This window comes from Leifsonia sp. NPDC080035 (assembly GCF_040050925.1).
Taxonomy (GTDB): Bacteria; Actinomycetota; Actinomycetes; order Actinomycetales; family Microbacteriaceae; genus Leifsonia.
Genome location: NZ_CP157390.1, coordinates 431,603 through 449,012, shown reverse-complemented (window position 1 = coordinate 449,012; position 17,410 = coordinate 431,603). Strand labels below are relative to the sequence as shown.

Below are 17,410 nucleotides of genomic sequence, written 5' to 3'. Positions count from 1 at the left end.
TGGTCGGTGGACGAGGGTCGAGTTCAGCCCGCCGACCAGGCCTGGGATCCGCGCGGCCGGAGCACGCGATGCGCGCCGCCGGACCGTCCGCGGAAGAAGGGGACGCCGAAGAGGGGGATGCCCGGGAACCGTCTCGGCTCGTCACGCAGCACGACGACTTCGGCGCCGGCGTCGATGCACGCGCTGGCGACGGACGGTTCGACGTCGCGCTCCACGGTGCCGCCGAGGATGAGGAGGCAGCCAGCCGTGACCGCCCGGCCGGCGGAGGCCGTGACGATGATCCCGGAGGTCGCCGGTGCGACGATCCCGCGGATCGCGCGCGCCAGCTCGGCGCGCTCGGCGGGGCGGGACGCGGCGCGGCCGGGGAAGCCCTCGCCGAGGTCGAGCAGCGGCAGCCGGGATCCGGTCGCGGCCTCGATGTCGGCGGCGACGCCCATGGCGTGGACGATCTCGGTCACGTACGCGGCGGGGGAGGCCTCCGCAGGAACGGTGAGGGAGAGCCCGGCGATCGGGAGTCCGGCGTTCAGCGCCGCGCGCGCGATGTCGAGCACCTCCTCGTGCGACACACCACCGGGTGCGCGGTGGGCCGGCCGCGTGGCGCCGCTCGGCCGCAGCCGGAGCAGCGGCCGGAGGGCGCCGCGGTTCGCGGGCAACTGGGCCAGCACCGCGAGGTCGCGCATCCCGCCGACGACGAAGCGCCGGACGCCCAGGTCGTAGGCGGCGCGGGTCGATGCGGGATGCGTCGACGGGGCCGCCAGCATCAGCCGCCGCGGGTCGGCGCCCACGCGCAGCAGCGCCGGAAGCGCCTGCTCGTGGGTGACCTCGAACCCGCCGTCGCGCTCGGCGACCGTGGCGATGAGATCGGGATGCGCCAGCGCGCTGACGTCGTAGTGGACGTCCACCCACGGGAACGCGTCGCGGAGGCGGCGGTACTGGCGGCGTGCCCGTTCGAGGTCGATGACGACGAGCGGGAGCTCGTGGCGACCGGCGAGGGCCGCGAGAGTCTCCTCGCCGGCGATCGTCTCCTCGCGCTCGTCGCGGGGTTCCGTGCCCACCGCGACCGCCCCGGCGTCCGTCTGGACGGCGCCGGTCGGGCCGGCGGTTCGGGTTGCGGTGGGCATCGGGTCTCCTCGGGTATCTGAGCTTGTCTCATATGGTGCGGCCGGGCGTCGCTGCCCCGCATCCGGGGGGTCACCCGTTCTGGGTGCGTGGCTGCACGGATGCGGTGGCACGGCGCCGGCGGAGAAGATGGTTGGCATGTGCCTCCGTGTTGTGATCGTCGACGACCACGCACGCTTCCGCGCGCAGGCCGCCCAGCTCCTCGCGCTGGAGCGCTTCGCGGTCGTCGGGGACGCCGAGACCGGTGCGGGTGGAGTGGAGCTCAGCCGCAGGCTGACCCCCGACGTGGTGCTGCTGGATGTCGGCCTGCCCGACGGCAGCGGCTTCGACCTGGTCGGCGCGATGCACGAGACCGGGGCGGCCGTCGTCCTCACCTCCAGCCGCTCGGTGCGCGACTACGGAACCAGGGTCTTCGACTGCGGCGCCGAGGGGTTCATCAGCAAGGCGGAACTGACCGGTGAGGCGATTCGCAGCCTGCTAAGGTAAGCGCGTGGTCGCGGGGCAGAGTTCGGGGTCCCGCCCGCTTCGGGTCGCGGTAGCGGACGATGCAGTCCTGCTCCGAGAAGGCATCGGTCAGATCCTGCGTGCGGGCGGAGTGGATGTGGTGGCGTCGGTGGACACCGCCGAGCAGCTGCTCGCCGTCGTGGCCTCCGACGACGCGATCGACGCCGTCGTGCTGGACATCCGCATGCCGCCGACCCACACGGACGAGGGTCTCGCCGCGCTGGAGCGGCTGCGCGCCTCCGGGTCGCCCGTCGGCGTCCTGCTCCTCTCGATGTACACCAATGCGGTGTACGCCATCCGCGCGATGAGCGCCGGCAGCGGCACCGGCTACCTGCTGAAGGACCGGGTGGCCGACGCCGACGCCCTGGTCAACGCCGTTCGGACGGTCGCCTCCGGCGGCTCCGTCGTCGACCCGGAGGTCGTCCAGCTGCTCGTCGCGGCCCGCTCGACCGAGGCGACCGTGGAGTCGCTGTCCACGCGGGAGCGGGACGTGCTGCGCCTGATGGCGGAGGGGCGCAGCAACGTCGGGATCGCGGGGGCGCTGCACGTGAGCCTGCGCACCGTGGAGTCGCACATCGGGCACATCATGGCGAAGCTCGGCGTCGAGGACTCCGCCGAGGGACACCGCCGCGTGCTCGCCGTGCTCCGCTTCCTCGGCCGGGACAGCTGACTGTGAACGCGGCGCGCCTCTGGCTCCGCGCGCTCGCGGTGACGGTGACCGTCGCGTCCAATGTGCTCGCTCAGGTGTTCAGCGCGATGGTGGATGACTACGGCCCCCGCCCGGCGGGCATCGGCTGGGCCGCGGTGTTCGTCGGGGTCGCCCTCGTCTACGTCATCTGCGCGGTGATCGCCTGGCGCGTCGTCCGCAGCCCGGTTCCGGGCTGGGTGATGGTCGGCGCCGCCCTGTTCTGGTCGGCGGGCGCGTGGTACCCGCTCGCCCGCGATGTCGGCTGGGCGTGGCCGCTGCTCGCCGGCGTCACCGACCTGTGGGCGGTCTTCGTCGGCTTCCTTGTGCTCTGCTATCCGAGCGGCCGGATCGAGTCTCGCTTCGACCGCTGGATGATCGGCTCGGTCGCTGCGGCGTTCCTCGTCCGTTTCGTCGGCATCCTGCTGTTCTCCATGCCGACGCGGGCCGTGTGCGGGTGCGTGCGGAACGCGTTCGCCGTGTTCCCGAGCGTCGACGCGGACTTCGCGCTCGGCCTCGCCTGGCGGCTGGTCGGCCTCGCCCTGATGCTCACCGTCGCGGTGCGGCTGACCGTCCGTTGGTTCACCAGCTCGCTGCCCGCGCGCCGGGTGTCGTTCGTGATGCCGCTGGCGCTGCTGCTCTGGGTGTACGGCACCCTTCAGGACTCACTGCAGTTCGCGTTCGACCTCGGCTGGGCGGGCAGCGTCATCGAGTTCATCCCGCCGGTCGCCATCGCGCTCATCCCGCCCGCCTTCGTCGCCGGCGTGCTCTACGCACGCGGTCTGCGCTCGCGCGTCGCCGACCTGGTCATCGTCGCCCGGGACAAGGTGGACCGCGGACTGTGGGAGTCGAGCCTCGCGCGGACACTGCACGACAGCTCGCTGCGCGTGTTCTGGTGGGACGAGACGCGGCACGCCTATGTGACGGGTGCGGGAGAGCCTGCACTCGACCCGGAGGCGCGCAACCGGCCGGGCCGCTCCACCCTCTCCATCGACTCGGACCAGGGGCCAATCGCGCTGATCGAGCATGACGTCGCGCTCAGCCAGGACGACCGGCTGCTCGACGCGGTCTCGTCCGCCCTGCTGCTCTCCGTCGACAACGACCGGCTGCGTGCCCGGCTGGAGCAGACCATCCAGGAGCTGCGGGAGTCGCGGCTGCGCATCGTCGAGGAGGGTTACCACGCCCGGCGGCGCCTGGAACGGGACCTGCACGACGGCTCGCAGCAGCAGCTCGTCTCCCTCGCGATCAGTCTGCGCATCGCCACCGCGAAGGCGGAGGCCGCCGGGAACGCCGAGGTCGTGAGCGATCTCGAGGGCGCGTCCGCCCAGCTCGCCGACGCGCTCAGGGAGCTGCGGGAGCTGGCCCGCGGCATCCACCCGACGGTGCTCACCGACGGGGATCTGCGGTCCGCGATCCAGGAGCTGGCCCAGCGCAGCCACCTGCCGGTCGAGGTGCGGGTGGACACGACGGAGCCGCTTCCGAACGTGATCGCGGAGACCATCTACTACTGCGTGTCGGAGTGCCTCGCGAACGCGGCGAAGCACGCGCAGGCGAGGAACGTCGCCGTGCTGGTCACCCGCGAGGACGACGTCGTCACGGTCGTGGTGAAGGACGACGGCCGCGGCGGAGCCCGCATCGAGCAGGGCGGCGGACTCGAGGGCCTGCGGGACCGGGTGGAGACGGTCGACGGTCACGTGGACGTGCGCTCGGTCGCCGGCCTCGGCACCATCGTCGAGCTGACCATCCCGGCGCGGGCGCCGCAGGGGACGGAGGGCTGACGCGGGCTCAGACTTTCGGCATCGGCGTGGCGATGCCGGTCGAGACCTGTGTGCCGCAAGCCCGATGCCAGCATCTGCGCTGAGGGCTATGCGGCACACCGGTGGTGCGATCACGTTGGGATCACCCGGGGCCCGAGTGGGTCAGGGCTGGTAGGGCATCGTCGTGGCGATACCGGTCGTGACCTTGAACGAGAGAGGAATGTCTCCCACGGATCCCTTGACCACCTGCCTGGCCCACTCTTCGTCCTCGGGTGTTGCGATCCAGATCGTGAGGCCACCGGTGTAGATGTTCGGGTGCAGTCCTCGAATCATCGGCGCACTATCTGTGTCTATGAGATCCATGAAGTGCAGCATTTCGTTCAGAGAGTGCGGGACTTCGTGGATGTCGATCCGGGCGACCGGGAGTCGTTGCTTGAGCGCGTCGATCTCATCGAGGACTTGGCGCGAGCCGTCTTTGACGAAGATCGCGAAGCCCACGTAGCCGGAGCAGAAGGCAGTTCCTGCGACCTCGTCGGGGTGTGTGTTCGCGATCTCCTCGAGAGGTGCGGCGACGTCTCGCTGGTCGCCGACATATGGGTGGGTCCAGACCTGATCGCCCTCGCTGGTGTATGTCACACACCCGACGGTTGTCGTCGTGGGCGTCGGCGATGCGGCGGCGAATCCTGTTGACGTGGGGACTGGGTGCGCGCACCCGCAGAGAAGCGTTCCGGCGGCGCCAAGAACAAGGAGAGCCGTTGTGCCGCGGACGCGCAGAACCTTGCCGCTGCGCATCTTCATCCGAGCTGCGTGTTCGAGTTCCATGCTCTCACCCCGTTGAGCTGCGTGCAGTAGTAGGTCGTGGTGTTGGTTGCCGTGACGATACCGGCCACGATGACGCCGCCGTCGCCGTCAGCGTAATAGCAGGGGCCTCCTGAGTCTCCGCCACGAAAGCCGGCGTTGTCGGAGTTCTTTCCGTTGCTGTTGTCGTGTCGCATCACTGTGGTGTATTTGCGCTCAATGCCGTCGGAGATGTCCTTGGCGGGCATTACGTGATTGACCGCGGTGATGAAGTAACGGCAGATCTGTCCGGTGGTGCTTCCAGAGGTACACAAGCTGTCCCCAAGGGATCGTGAACCCCAGTTCACGCCGGTGATCGGCAGAGACGACGAGTCGTTCGTTGCGGCGCCGCTGAAGGTTCGCAGCCCATACGAGCTGCCCTTGAGGAGTTTCCAGTCGCCGTAGAGTTTGGCGTTGCCCGGGTAGGCGGTCGTGTGCTGGGTCCCAACGGTGTTGCCGGCGTTCCAGTATTGCGATGCTGTGCAGTGCCCGGCAGTCAGCATCATGAAGACGCCGTTCACCTTCAGCGGGATCCCTCCCGAGCACCGACCGCCCGTGGTGCTCGTGCACGATCCTGAGGTGGGGCAGAGGGCCCCGCCCATGTAGTAGGCCGGGATATCGGAGTACCTGTGGTAAGCAGGGTCAGCCGGCTCAGCCTCGAGAGACACTCCTGCCGGAGTGTCTCCGCCGATGACAGAATCGAACTCCTGGCTGAACTTCTTGGATTGCCCAGGGCTGACGCCGCCACCCGGTCGCACGACGAAGGTAAGACCTCCGGTGAGGATGTCCGGGTGCATTCCCACGATCCCGAGGGCCTCCATCCTCTGGCGTGGCATCTTATCCATCATGGCGAGCATTTCGGTCATGGAGTGCTTGACGATGTACTGGTAGACGGTGGATTCCGGATGGGCGACGGCGACAGCCTCGATCTGGTCGCTGATCGCTTTGGCGTTCGACGTGACGAAGATGGCGACGGCCTCGCGGTGTGAACAGTGGGCCGTTCCCGCCACCAGGTCCTGGTTGTCGTTCGCGATGTCCTGTAGGTCGTTCGCCAGGCGGTCCAGTTCTGGTGTCGAGTCCTCGAACCACTCTGGTACACCGTCGTCATCGAACTCCACGCATGTTCCGCCGCCCGCACCCTTGAGGCTGACGTTGTCAGGCCGTGGAGCCGCCACCGCCGGTGAAACGGCGGCAAGTGACACGATTCCGGCCAGTGCGATGACGGCAACGACTCTGTTGCGGTGAACTCTCATGCAGGTATTCCTGCCAGGCGCGGTGTCGCGCGCGTCGTCGTTGCGCCCGGATGCAGTGGAGGGTCAGGACGGAATCAGCGGCATTCTTCGGATTCGACGGAGCAGGGCAAGTTGGGAGAGCGCAATTGCGTGCGGTCGATCGGCGGTCTGCGTGTGCTCCTGGGCGATCGGCCTCGTCGAATCCGTGCCGCCCGGTTCGGTGCTACTTCGCGGCGGTGCGGGCCGCGTAGACCTGGGAGCCGATCGCGAACGCGCTCCAGCCGTCGGCGCACTTTGATGCGGTCGAGGGGATGCCGGTGACCGGCCACCAGCTGTCGTCGATGGTCGGCTTGGGGGCGGTGGTCTGGGTCTTGCAGACGCCGTCCACGAGCAGCTTCTTCGAGGCGTAGGTCATGATCGCGGCGCCGGTCTCGGTGTCGTAGTCGACACGGATCACCGTGGCGTCGTCCGGGATGAACGTCGGCGAGCCGATGGGCGAGGTGTCCGCGGCCTTGAACTCCTTGGCGGTGTCGTAGATCGCCGGCTCCACGTGTGGGGTGAACGCGGCCACGACCGAGCACCCGGAGAGGGCGAACGCGAGGGGGACGACGGTCAGCGCGATGCCGGCGCGGCGGGAACGGGGCACGGAAGCTCCTGTGAGGACGGTGGACGATCTCTGCCAGTCAACACCATGAACCTGGGACACACATCGGTCTGGGGGATGATCCCGCCTACGGGGTGTGCCGGGCCGCTCGCAGGTCGACGCGGTAGGCGATGGTGCCGCCGCCGAGCAGGGGAGTGCCCTCCGCACGGTAGTACTGGAGCGCGATGTGCTCGTGGCCCAGCGCCGGGTGCCCGCTCGCGCGGACCACGCGCCACCAGGGCACCTCTCCGCCGTAGTACGCCATGACCTGGCCGACCATGCGGGCGGCGCGCGAGCCGAGGGCGGCGGCGACGTCGCCGTAGGTCATCACCCGGCCCGGCGGGATGGAGTCGACCACCGCGAGCACCCGCGAGGCGAAGTCTTCGCCGTCGCCCTGCCCCGCCGGCTGCGCGTCAGAGCTCGAGGGCACCGATCGTCTCGCCGTACTGGGTCTCGCCGATCGGCTGGAAGCCGCTGCGGAGGAAGAACTGCTCGGGGCCGAGCTCGCCGGACTCCCAGATCACGTGAAGACGGTCGTGCCCGCGCTTGCGCGCCTCGTCCGCGAGCGCCCGCACCGCGAAGGTGCCGATGCCACGACCCTGGTCGTCGGCGTCGACGTTGATGCGCCAGAGGATCGCGCGGAACTCCTCGTGCTGAGCGTGCGGGTCGAAGTCGCCCATGATGAAGCCGACGACCTCGTCGCCGTCGAGGACGACGCGCTGCCAGGAGGTGCTGGGGTCGGCGACGGCCGCCGCGGCCGAGTAGGACACGGGAGCGATGAACTGCTCCTGCCCCGGCTTCAACGTGAGCGCGTTCGCCGCGACGACGTTCTTCGCGCTCAACTCTTCCAGTCTCAACTCAGCCATATCGAAAGGGTAACGTGCGGGGACGACACGGCATAGTCGCGGCCAATCTGACCGTCGCCTGGACGAATTTGTCTCGATGTCAAGATAGTTGCCGCGCTCCGGTAAGCTGTCGTCGGCTGAAACACGGCAGAGACCCAGGAGAACCAGTGGACAAGATCAAGGTTGAAGGAACGGTCGTCGAGCTCGACGGCGACGAGATGACGCGCATCATCTGGCAGGCGATCAAGGACTCGCTCATCCACCCGTACCTCGACGTGAACCTCGAGTACTACGACCTCGGCATCCAGAAGCGCGACGAGACCGACGACCAGATCACCATCGACGCGGCGCACGCGATCCAGAAGCACGGCGTCGGCGTCAAGTGCGCCACCATCACCCCCGACGAGGCCCGCGTCGAGGAGTTCGGCCTGAAGAAGATGTGGAAGAGCCCGAACGGCACGATCCGCAACATCCTGGGCGGCGTCGTCTTCCGCGAGCCGATCATCATCTCCAACATCCCGCGCCTGGTCCCCGGCTGGAACAAGCCGATCGTCATCGGCCGTCACGCCTTCGGCGACCAGTACCGCGCCACCGACTTCACCTTCGACGGCCCCGGCACCCTCACCATGAGCTTCCAGCCGGCCGACGGCGGCGAGGCGCAGTCCTTCGAGATCTACCAGGCGCCCGGCGCCGGCGTCGCGATGGGCATGTACAACCAGGACGAGTCCATCCGCGACTTCGCCCGCGCCTCCTTCAACTACGGCCTCGACCGTCAGTACCCGGTCTACCTGTCGACCAAGAACACGATCCTCAAGGCCTACGACGGCCGGTTCAAGGACCTGTTCCAGGAGGTCTTCGACACCGAGTACAAGGAGAAGTTCGACGCGGCCGGCCTCACCTACGAGCACCGCCTGATCGACGACATGGTCGCCTCCAGCCTCAAGTGGGAGGGCGGCTACGTCTGGGCCTGCAAGAACTACGACGGCGACGTGCAGTCCGACACCGTCGCGCAGGGCTTCGGCTCGCTCGGCCTGATGACCTCCGTGCTGACCACCCCGGACGGCTCGGTCGTCGAGGCGGAGGCCGCGCACGGCACCGTCACGCGTCACTACCGCCAGTACCAGCAGGGCAAGGCCACCTCCACCAACCCGATCGCCTCGATCTACGCCTGGACGCGCGGCCTCGCGCACCGCGGCAAGCTCGACGGCAACCAGGACCTCATCGACTTCACCCACACCCTCGAGGACGTCGTGGTGAAGACGGTCGAGGAGGGCAAGATGACCAAGGACCTCGCGCTCCTCGTCGGCCCGGATCAGAAGTTCCTCACCACCGAGGAGTTCCTGGACGCGATCAGCGAGAACCTCAAGGCGCGCCTGAGCTGAGTCCCGCCCGCCGAACGAACGAGCCGGCCCTTCCCATCGGGGAGGGCCGGCTTCGTCGTTCCGAGGAGCGGCGCCTAGGAGGCTTCGTCGGCGAGCATGGTGCGCAGCTCGGCGATGCGGCCGTCGCGCACGGTGATCACGTCGATCCCGCGCGCGACCGGTGCGCCCTCCGGTCCGAGCGTCCAGGCCAGGGCACCGGAGTCCGTCCCCGCGTAGGCGGGGCCGTCCGCGCGGAAGACGAACGCGTCGGGCGCGCCGGAGAGCAGGGCCTCGGCCTTGGCGGCGAGGGCGTCGCGGCCGGTGACCGAGCCCTCGGGGTCGGAGAACACGACGTCCTCCGCGTAGACCTCGTCGATCGCGGCGCGACGGCGGGCGGCGTCGCGCTCGCCGAAGACACGGTGCAGGTTGGCGTCCAGGAGTTCCGAGATGGTGGGCATTCCCGCATGCTATCCGCGATCGCTACACTCCCGCTCGGGAGGTGGGGATGGCACTGTTCGGCGGGCACCACGAGCACCATGGTCAAGACGGGCGCGACGGGCACGATCGGCACGATCCGATGCCGGAGGATCCGACCGTCGCGATGGAGCGGTACGAGTACGTGCTCGCGACGGCGCAGCCGGACCGGCAGTACGCCGTGCACGCCGAGGCGTTCGGGAGGCTGACGGACGCGGAGCGCGAGGAGCTGCGCGCGCGGCTGGCCGAGGCGGTACCGCCGGCGGACGCGCCGATCGACGCGCGACCGGAGACGCTCGCGCGGGTGGCGACGGACGCGGAGCGGACGGCGAGCGGAAGCCTCGCGCGCATCCTCGGCCCGCTGCTGCCGACCGTGGCGGCGGTGGTCGTCGCGTCGCCGCCGGCCATCGCGCTGTTCCCGTACGAATACGGCGCGGTCACCGGGCAGTGGGCGGAGGACGCCGAGGAGGACGGCGGCTTCTTCTGAGGCCGCGGACGAGGGGAGAGCAGTGGAGGAACAGACGTTCGACGTCGTCATCATCGGCGGCGGCGCGGTGGCGGAGAACGTGGCCGAACGCGCGGTGCAGGGCGGGCTCAGCGCCGTCCTGATCGAGCACGAGCTGGTGGGCGGGGAGTGCTCGTTCTGGGCGTGCATCCCCTCGAAGGCGCTGCTGCGTCCCGCGCAGAGCCTGCGCGAGGCGCGCGCGGTCGAGGGCGCGACCGAGGCGGTCACCGGAGACGTGGATGTGGAGGCGGTGCTCGCGCGCCGCGATCGCCTCGTCTACGACTGGTCGGACCAGAGCCAGGTCGACTGGGTGGACGGCGCCGGCATCGCCCTCCTCCGCGGGCACGGCAGGCTCGCGGGGGAGAAGCGCGTGATCGTGACCGCGTCCGACGGCAGCGAGACGGAGGTGGAGGCGCGGTCGGCCGTCGTGATCTCCACAGGATCGGATCCGGTCGTCCCCGACATCCCCGGGCTCCGCGCGAGCGAGCCGTGGACCAGCCGCGACGCGACCAGTGTCAAGCAGGTCCCGAAGAGCCTCGCGATCATCGGCGGCGGGGTCGTCGGCGCGGAGATGGCGACGGCGTACGCGGGCTTCGGCTGCACGGTCACGCTGATCTCTCGCGGCGGTCTCCTGGACGCGATGGAGCCGTTCGCCGGCGAGCTGGTCGCCGCGTCCCTACGGAGGCTGGGCGCGACGGTGCTGCTCGACACCGGGATCAGCAGGGTCGAGCGGAACAGCGAGGGGGTGCGCATCGAGACCGACGGCGGCGAGCCGGTCGTGGCAGAGGAGGTGCTGGTGGCGACGGGGCGGCGGCCGCGCACGGACGCGATCGGGCTCGAGACCGTCGGGCTGCATCCCGGAGACTGGCTCCCCACCGACGACACCCTCCGGATCCCCGGCCACGACTGGCTCTACGCGGTCGGCGACGTGACCCATCGCGCGCTCCTCACCCATCAGGGCAAGTACCAGGCGCGCATCGCCGGCGACGTGATCGCCGCGCGGGCGGCGGGGGAGGAGGTGAGCGACGAGCCCTGGGGCGCCCACGTCGCCACCGCCGACCACGAAGCGGTGCCGCAGGTGACGTTCACCGAGCCGGAGGTGGCGTCGGTCGGCCTGACCGAGTCCGCCGCGCGGGCGGCGGGCTACCCGGTGAGCGTCGCCGACTACGACATCGGGTGGGTCGCCGGGGCGGTCGTGCGCGCAGACGGATACGAGGGCAGGGCCAGGATGGTCGTCGACGACGAGCGCAGGGTCGTCCTCGGTGTGACGCTCGTCGGGCCCGACGTCGGCGACATGCTGCACGCCGCAACGACCGCCGTGGTCGGGCAGGTGCCGATCGAGCGGCTCTGGCATGCCGTGCCGTCGTACCCGACGGTGAGTGAGATCTGGCTCCGGCTCCTGGAGACCTACCGGCTGGACCAGCGCAGGAAATCCCGAGAGTAAGGAGTGACTGACATGTACATGAAGCTCGAGGTGGTCGTGCTCCCCGTCTCCGACGTGGATCGGGCGAAGGCGTTCTACGCCGGGCTCGGCTGGCGGGAGGACGCCGACTTCACGGTGGACGAGGGATATCGGGTGGTGCAGTTCACCCCGCCGGAGTCGGAGGCGTCGATCATCTTCGGCACCGGCCTCACGACCGCAGAGCCCGGCTCGACGCAGGGCCTGCAGCTGACCGTCTACGACATCGACGAGGCTCGGGAGGCGCTCATCGCCGGCGGCGCCGACGTCTCGGAGCTCTGGCACGACGAGACCGGCGTCTTCCACCACGCGGGCACCGCCGGACGGGTCCCCGGCCCGCATCCCGAGCGCGCCGACTACTCCACCTTCGCCTCCTTCTCGGACCCGGACGGCAACGGCTGGATCCTGCAGGAGATCAAGAAGCGGCTGCCGGGACGATGAGCGAGGCGACTGACGAGATGACCGCGGTCCTGCTCGACCATCTGAAGCAGGCGGCCGCCGCCCACGGCATCCACGAGAAGGAGGAGCTGGGCGGCGTCTACGACGAGCAGTGGCCGGAGTGGTACACGGAGCACATGGTGGAGACGCTGACGGCGGCGGGCTGGCGGCTGGTGCGCACCGGCTGAGCGGCGGTGACAGACGCTGCGTCAGGAGCGGAGTGCGTCCAGGGCCGCCATGTCGTCGGCGGAGAGCTCGAAGTCGACGTCGGCGTTCGCCGCGATGCGGCTGGGCGTTGTCGACTTCGGCAGCGGGAGCACATCGTGCTGCAGCAGGTAGCGGATGCTCACCTGGGCGACCGACTTACCGTACTTCTCGGCGATGGCGGCGATGTCCTCGTTGTCGAGCAGGCGGCCGGTCGCCAGCGGCGAGTAGCCCTCGACGAGGATGTCGCGCTCGCGGCAGAACGCCGTCGTCTCCGGCTGGGTGTTGCCGACGAACCAACGGATCTGGTTCGCGTGCGGCACCACCGTGGTCGCGCCGAGCAGTGACTCGAGGTCGGCGACCTGGAAGTTGCTCACACCGATCGAGCGGGTGCGTCCGGCGTCGTAGAGCTCCTCGAACACCTTCCAGACCTCGATGTTTCCGGCGCGGTGGTCGCTGCCCTGGTCGCTCCACGGCCACGGCGCATGGATCAGGTACAGGTCGACGTGCCCGAGGTCGAGCAGCTCGCTGGAGCGCTCGAACGCGTGCCGGGCGCCCTCGGCGTCCTTCACCTCGGCCGGGCACTTGGTGGTGATGAAGATCTCGTCGCGCGGGATGCCGCTGTCACGAACGGCGCGGCCGACGCTCGCCTCGTTGCCGTACGCGCGGGCGGTGTCGATGTGCCGGTAGCCGGTGTCGAGCGCGGCGCGGACAGAGTCGTAGGTCTCGGGGCCGTCCGGGATCTGCCAGGTGCCGAATCCGATCTTCGGGATCTCGACGCCGTTGGAGAGGGTGAAGGTGTCAGTCAGTGCGGGCATGGGCCACATGGTAGCCGCCCTCAGCGCGCGGTCCAGCCCCCGTCGATCGCGAGCGTCTGACCGGTGACGAGGGAGGCGGCGGGGGAGGCGAGGAACGCGACGGCGCCGGACACCTCGGCGGGCTTCCCGAGCCGGTGCAGCGCGGCGATCCGCTCGATCGTGTCCGCGCGGAAGTCGTCGTCCGAGAGCGCTGCGGCCGTCCCGTCCGTCTCGATGAAGGTGGGGGCGACGGCGTTCACGCGGATGCCGTACTCGCCCCATTCGACGGCGAGGCAGCGGGTGAGGTGCACGACGGCGGCCTTCGCCGCGCAGTACGACGACTCGCCGGGGAGTGCGACGAGGCCGGCCTGCGAGGCGACGTTGACGATCGCGCCGCCGCCGTTCTCCCGCATCGAGCCTGCCAGGTGCTGGGAGAGGAAGAACGTCGAGCGGGTGTTCAGCTGCCAGACGCGGTCGAAGTCCTCCTCCGTCACGGAGAGCGCTGGCGCGTCGATCCCGCCGCCGGCGTTGTTGACCAGGATGTCGATCGGCCCGAGTTCGGCGATCGCGGCGTCGATGGCGGCGCGGCAGGCGGCGAGATCGAGCACATCCATGCGGATCGCGCTGGCGGCGACGCCGAACGCGGAGAGCTCCTCGACGAGGGCGGCGGAGCCCTCAGGGTCGCGTACCCCCACGATGACGTCGGCGCCCTGGCCGGCGAGCTCGAGGGCGATCTCGCGGCCGAGGCCGCGGCTCGCGGCGGTCACGAGGGCGCGGGAGCCGGAGAGGGCGAACGGCGTGCGGGCGGGTGCGGGGGATGCGGTCATGCCTGGATCGTAGCCGCGCCCGCCCGCGGTCCAGAATGGGAGCATGTCCGACGCCGACCTGCTCCTGAGCCGTTTCGTCCGTTCCGTCGACCGGGAGGGGCTCGGGGCGTACGGCGCCGTCGCGCTCGTCGGCGAGGAGGAGAGCGAGCACCGCTGGCGCAGCGACGACCGCGAGAACCTGTACTCGGTCTCCAAGGGTGTCAGCGCCCTCGCGGCCGGCATCGCCATCGACGAGGGGCTGCTCTCCCCGGGCACCACGGTCCTCGAGGCGCTGCCGGACCTGGAGCGGGGCGAGGGTGTCGACGGGGTGACGCTCCGCGACCTGCTGACCATGTCGAGCGGGATCGACTTCGTCTGGTTCGGGGATGAGCCGGTGCCGGGAGCCGACCTGGCCCAGGAGATGCTGCGCAGGCCGACCAGCGGCCCGGGGGAGACCTTCCAGTACTCGGACGCCAGCACCTACGTCGCCATGCGGATGCTGGCCGCGCGCGTCGGCGACGTGCGCGACTGGCTGCTCCCGCGCCTGTTCGACCCGCTGGGGATCGACAACCCGCAGTGGATGCGCTGCCCGCTGGGGCACATCATGGGCGGCACCGGTCTGCAGCTGCGCACCGGCGAGCTCGCCCGGATCGGTCGGCTGCTGCGCGACCGCGGCGAGTGGCGCGGTCGGCGCCTCGTGAGCGCCGGCTGGATCGACGCGATGCACGCCGACTGGCGCGGGACGGGACTGGGAGCGACCAGCGACCGGTACGGCATCGCGGTCTGGGCGGGTCCGTCGGGGCTCTGGCGTCTCGACGGCCGCTACGGGCAGTACGTGGTCGTCGACGACGGCCGCGGGGCGGTGCTCACCGTCACGGCGCACGAGGAGTTCCGGCACGGCCGCCTGCTCGAACTCGCGCACGAGGCGATCCAGGCCTGACGCTTCGCAGGTTACGAGTTTGTTTCGATGCTTGCGTTTCTTTTGTTCGTAAGCTTTACTAACAAACATGACCACGACGGATGTGCACGGAAGCGCCTCGGCTGCCCCCGAGCGCGGCGCGTCCATCGGGTCGGCGGCAGGGGCCCGCGGGCTCGCCCCGGGGCGGGCGTTGCGCCCCAGTGCGAAGGTCCTGCCCGAGCACGCGCGCAGCCACAACCGATCGCTCGTCCTGCAGACCCTCTACCGGTCGGGGGAGCGCAGCCGCGCCGACATCGCCCGCGAGACCGGTCTGACCCGGGTCACCGTCTCGGACCTCGTCGCAGAGCTGCTCGCCGAAGGGCTCGTCGTCGAGCTCGGCCAGCGCGAGGCCGCCCGACCGGGCAAGCCCGCCGTACTGCTCGACATCAACCGCACCGCGCACCAGATCGTCGGCGTCGACCTCAGCGACCATGACCGCTTCCGCGGGTCGGTCATGGACCTCGACGGACGCGCCCTCGCCTCCGCGGAGGTCCCCCTCGACGACGCCACCGGCGACGCCGCGACCGCGAAGGTCACCGACCTCGTCGACCGGCTGATCGGGATGGCGACCGCGCCCATCCTCGGAATCGGCGTCGGCTCGCCCGGTGTCGTGGACCTCACCGGCACCATCCTCACCGCCCCGAACCTCGGCTGGAGCGGACTCCGCCTGCAGGAACTGCTCGCCGAGCGGACCGGGCGTCCCGTCGTCGTCGCGAACGACGCGAACGCGGCCGTGCTCGCCGAGCACAGCTACGGGGACGCGTCAGGGGACATGATGCTCATCCGCGTCGGCCACGGCATCGGCGCCGGCCTGATCGTCGCCGGCGCCCTGGTCTACGGCAGCCACTTCGCCGCCGGCGAGATCGGCCAGGTCATGGTCGGGACGGACCTCGGGCTCGAGGCGACCTACCGCAGGGACCAGGTGCTCGAGCACTGGCTGAGCGTCCCCCAGCTGCAGCGCGGCATCGACGCCGCCCGGGCCGCAGGCGCCGACGCCACGCCCATCCTGCGTGAGGCCGGGCAGCGTCTCGGCATCGCGCTCGCGCCGGTCGTCGGCGCCCTCAACCTGTCGGAGATCGTGCTCAGCGGCCCGGCGGAACTGCTCGATGGCGCCCTCGCCGAGGCGACCATCCACACGCTCCGGAGCCGGACGCTGGCCGAGAACCATGCCGACCTCGCGCTCCGGATGACCACGCAGGGGCAGGACATCGTCCTGCGCGGCGCGGCCGTACTCGTCCTCTCCGGACAACTCGGGGTCTCGTGACACAGCATGCGCGAACCACGACCCCTGCACCGACGGTGTGACGCGACTCGCACACATCGACCACCGAAGAAAGCCCCACAACCCTCACGAAAGGACAGCGCTATGAAGAGAAAGCTCGTCGGCCTCGCCGCAGTGGCTACGGCTTCCGCTCTCGTGCTCGCCGGATGCGCCTCGGGCGGAGGCTCTGCCCCCAGCACCGACGGCAAGGGCAAGACGGTCACCCTGTGGCTCGTCGGCTCGGACACCCCGGATGAGCTCCGCAACTACCTGAAGACGGAGTTCAAGAAGGAGACCGGCGCCACGCTGAAGATCGAGCAGCAGGACTGGGGAGACATCGTCACCAAGCTCACCACCGCGCTCCCCGACGCCAACAACACCCCCGACGTGACCGAGATGGGCAACACCCAGTCGCCGACGTTCACCAACGTCGGTGCGTTCCTCGACATCTCCGACATGTACAAGGACCTCGGTGGCGACAACCTGCTGAAGTCCTTCGTCGACGCCGGCAAGGTGGACGGCAAGAACTACACGCTGCCGTACTACTTCGGCTCGCGCTACATGTTCTACCGCAAGGACATCTACGCGGCCGCCGGAGCGACCGTCCCGACCACGCTCGACCAGTTCAACACCACCGTGGCGGACATCACCGCCAAGAACCCGAAGAACATCGCCAACTTCTCCGGCTTCTTCCTCGGCGGCCAGGACTGGCGCGACGGCCTCTCGTGGATCTTCGCGAACGGCGGCGACATCGCCCAGAAGAAGGGTGACAAGTGGGTCGCCACCCTCGACTCCGAGGGGTCGCAGAAGGGCCTGAAGCAGCTGCAGGACCTGTACAAGAACGCGTCCAAGGCGCCGAACGACGCCAAGGACTCGAACCAGTACATCTACCTGAACGACAGCGACCAGACCACGGACGCCAACGGCAACAAGACGGGTGACACCTCGCTCGCCGCCGCCACCATCATGGCCCCGGGCTGGGCGCACTGGTCGATCGGCGACCTGTCCACCAAGGACGGCAAGGCGGTCCGCACCTGGAACGACGCCACGTTCGGCACCTACGTGCTGCCGGGCAACGACGGCAAGCCGGCCCCGGTCTTCGCGGGTGGCTCGAACATCGGCATCTCGGCCAAGTCCAAGAACCCGGGCCTGTCCAAGACGCTCCTGAAGATCATCTTCTCCAAGGAGTACCAGGAGATGCTCGGCAAGAACGGCCTGGGCCCGGCGAACAAGGACTACGTCTCCTCGCTCGGTGACGACCAGTTCGCGAAGGCGCTCATCGAGTCGGCCTCCAACTCCAAGCTCACCCCGGCGGCCCCGGGCTGGGCGAAGGTGGAGGCGGCGAACGTGATGGAGGAGTTCTTCTCCAAGATCCGCGACGCGTCCGACCTGAAGGCCCTCGCCCAGGAGTACGACACCAAGATCGACGCTCTCCTCAACGAGAAGAACGGCTGATCCCACTCCGCCCCGCGGCAGCACGGCGAGGGCGCGGAAGCCTCTTCCGCGCCCTCGCCCCTGCCACCAG

At 69.8% G+C, this 17,410-nt stretch carries 20 protein-coding genes; 11 read left to right on the top strand and 9 right to left on the bottom strand.

Annotated features, from left to right (window positions below):
* Positions 1 to 23: 23 nt before the first annotated feature.
* Positions 24 to 1,121 (bottom strand): hypothetical protein, encoded by a 1,098-nt coding sequence (locus AAME72_RS02215; protein ID WP_348788626.1) that lies wholly within the window; start codon positions 1,119 to 1,121, stop codon positions 24 to 26.
* Positions 1,122 to 1,257: 136 nt separating this feature from the next.
* Here AAME72_RS02215 and AAME72_RS02210 point away from each other — a divergent pair, with 136 nt between their 5' ends.
* The 3 genes from AAME72_RS02210 to AAME72_RS02200 are packed head-to-tail and all read left to right on the top strand — an operon-like array spanning position 1,258 to position 4,086.
* Complete coding sequence (locus AAME72_RS02210) at positions 1,258 to 1,605, top strand: response regulator transcription factor (RefSeq protein ID WP_348788625.1); 348 nt, start codon at positions 1,258 to 1,260, stop codon at positions 1,603 to 1,605.
* Between the two features lie 4 nt (positions 1,606 to 1,609).
* Positions 1,610 to 2,293, top strand: a complete 684-nt coding sequence (locus AAME72_RS02205) for a response regulator transcription factor (RefSeq protein ID WP_348788624.1) — start codon at positions 1,610 to 1,612, stop codon at positions 2,291 to 2,293.
* Between the two features lie 2 nt (positions 2,294 to 2,295).
* Complete coding sequence (locus AAME72_RS02200) at positions 2,296 to 4,086, top strand: histidine kinase (RefSeq protein WP_348788623.1); 1,791 nt, start codon at positions 2,296 to 2,298, stop codon at positions 4,084 to 4,086.
* A 141-nt stretch (positions 4,087 to 4,227) separates the two neighbouring features.
* Here the strand turns inward: AAME72_RS02200 and AAME72_RS02195 are convergent, their stop codons facing one another.
* The 5 genes from AAME72_RS02195 to AAME72_RS02175 all read right to left on the bottom strand — a co-directional run bounded on the left by AAME72_RS02195 (position 4,228) and on the right by AAME72_RS02175 (position 7,643).
* The gene (locus tag AAME72_RS02195) at positions 4,228 to 4,887 is read right to left on the bottom strand and encodes a hypothetical protein (protein ID WP_348788622.1); all 660 of its coding nucleotides are present in this window, start codon (positions 4,885 to 4,887) and stop codon (positions 4,228 to 4,230) included.
* On the bottom strand, positions 4,860 to 6,155 hold the full coding sequence (locus tag AAME72_RS02190) for a hypothetical protein (protein ID WP_348788621.1): 1,296 nt from the start codon (positions 6,153 to 6,155) through the stop codon (positions 4,860 to 4,862). Before AAME72_RS02190 ends, AAME72_RS02195 begins: the two co-directional genes overlap by 28 nt.
* A 202-nt stretch (positions 6,156 to 6,357) precedes the next feature.
* Positions 6,358 to 6,780 (bottom strand): hypothetical protein, encoded by a 423-nt coding sequence (locus AAME72_RS02185; protein ID WP_348788620.1) that lies wholly within the window; start codon positions 6,778 to 6,780, stop codon positions 6,358 to 6,360.
* A gap of 85 nt (positions 6,781 to 6,865) precedes the next feature.
* Positions 6,866 to 7,207 (bottom strand): MGMT family protein, encoded by a 342-nt coding sequence (locus tag AAME72_RS02180; protein ID WP_348788619.1) that lies wholly within the window; start codon positions 7,205 to 7,207, stop codon positions 6,866 to 6,868.
* A complete protein-coding gene (locus AAME72_RS02175) occupies positions 7,191 to 7,643 on the bottom strand; it encodes a GNAT family N-acetyltransferase (RefSeq protein WP_348788618.1) in 453 nt (150 codons plus the stop codon). The genes AAME72_RS02180 and AAME72_RS02175 overlap by 17 nt, the downstream gene beginning before the upstream one ends.
* A gap of 146 nt (positions 7,644 to 7,789) precedes the next feature.
* Here AAME72_RS02175 and AAME72_RS02170 point away from each other — a divergent pair, with 146 nt between their 5' ends.
* On the top strand, positions 7,790 to 9,004 hold the full coding sequence (locus AAME72_RS02170; RefSeq protein ID WP_348788617.1) for an NADP-dependent isocitrate dehydrogenase: 1,215 nt from the start codon (positions 7,790 to 7,792) through the stop codon (positions 9,002 to 9,004).
* Positions 9,005 to 9,078: 74 nt separating this feature from the next.
* Here AAME72_RS02170 and AAME72_RS02165 read toward each other — a convergent pair whose 3' ends face one another.
* Entirely contained in the window at positions 9,079 to 9,441 is a 363-nt protein-coding gene (locus tag AAME72_RS02165; RefSeq protein WP_348788616.1) for a nuclear transport factor 2 family protein, read from the bottom strand.
* A gap of 47 nt (positions 9,442 to 9,488) precedes the next feature.
* On the opposite strand from AAME72_RS02165, the gene AAME72_RS02160 reads away from it, so the two are divergent.
* From AAME72_RS02160 to AAME72_RS02145, 4 genes are read left to right on the top strand one after another with little or no spacing between them, the layout of a single operon-like run.
* Positions 9,489 to 9,944 carry a hypothetical protein gene (locus tag AAME72_RS02160; RefSeq protein ID WP_348788615.1) on the top strand — a complete coding sequence of 152 codons (456 nt, stop codon included), beginning with the start codon at positions 9,489 to 9,491 and terminating at the stop codon, positions 9,942 to 9,944.
* A gap of 22 nt (positions 9,945 to 9,966) precedes the next feature.
* A complete protein-coding gene (locus tag AAME72_RS02155; protein ID WP_348788614.1) occupies positions 9,967 to 11,406 on the top strand; it encodes an NAD(P)/FAD-dependent oxidoreductase in 1,440 nt (479 codons plus the stop codon).
* Between the two features lie 12 nt (positions 11,407 to 11,418).
* Positions 11,419 to 11,862: a VOC family protein gene (locus AAME72_RS02150; protein WP_348788613.1), complete on the top strand. Its 444-nt coding sequence runs from the start codon at positions 11,419 to 11,421 to the stop codon at positions 11,860 to 11,862.
* A complete protein-coding gene (locus AAME72_RS02145; RefSeq protein ID WP_348788612.1) occupies positions 11,859 to 12,047 on the top strand; it encodes a hypothetical protein in 189 nt (62 codons plus the stop codon). The genes AAME72_RS02150 and AAME72_RS02145 overlap by 4 nt, the downstream gene beginning before the upstream one ends.
* A gap of 21 nt (positions 12,048 to 12,068) precedes the next feature.
* Here AAME72_RS02145 and AAME72_RS02140 read toward each other — a convergent pair whose 3' ends face one another.
* Positions 12,069 to 12,881, bottom strand: a complete 813-nt coding sequence (locus AAME72_RS02140; protein WP_348788611.1) for an aldo/keto reductase — start codon at positions 12,879 to 12,881, stop codon at positions 12,069 to 12,071.
* A 20-nt stretch (positions 12,882 to 12,901) separates the two neighbouring features.
* Positions 12,902 to 13,687, bottom strand: coding sequence for an SDR family NAD(P)-dependent oxidoreductase (locus AAME72_RS02135; protein WP_348788610.1), 786 nt, complete (start codon positions 13,685 to 13,687; stop codon positions 12,902 to 12,904).
* Between the two features lie 43 nt (positions 13,688 to 13,730).
* Here AAME72_RS02135 and AAME72_RS02130 point away from each other — a divergent pair, with 43 nt between their 5' ends.
* From AAME72_RS02130 to AAME72_RS02120, 3 genes are all read left to right on the top strand, one after another.
* A complete protein-coding gene (locus AAME72_RS02130) occupies positions 13,731 to 14,606 on the top strand; it encodes a serine hydrolase (RefSeq protein ID WP_348788609.1) in 876 nt (291 codons plus the stop codon).
* A gap of 67 nt (positions 14,607 to 14,673) precedes the next feature.
* Positions 14,674 to 15,888: an ROK family transcriptional regulator gene (locus AAME72_RS02125; protein WP_348788608.1), complete on the top strand. Its 1,215-nt coding sequence runs from the start codon at positions 14,674 to 14,676 to the stop codon at positions 15,886 to 15,888.
* A 102-nt stretch (positions 15,889 to 15,990) separates the two neighbouring features.
* A complete protein-coding gene (locus AAME72_RS02120; RefSeq protein ID WP_348788607.1) occupies positions 15,991 to 17,340 on the top strand; it encodes an extracellular solute-binding protein in 1,350 nt (449 codons plus the stop codon).
* Positions 17,341 to 17,410: the final 70 nt, after the last annotated feature.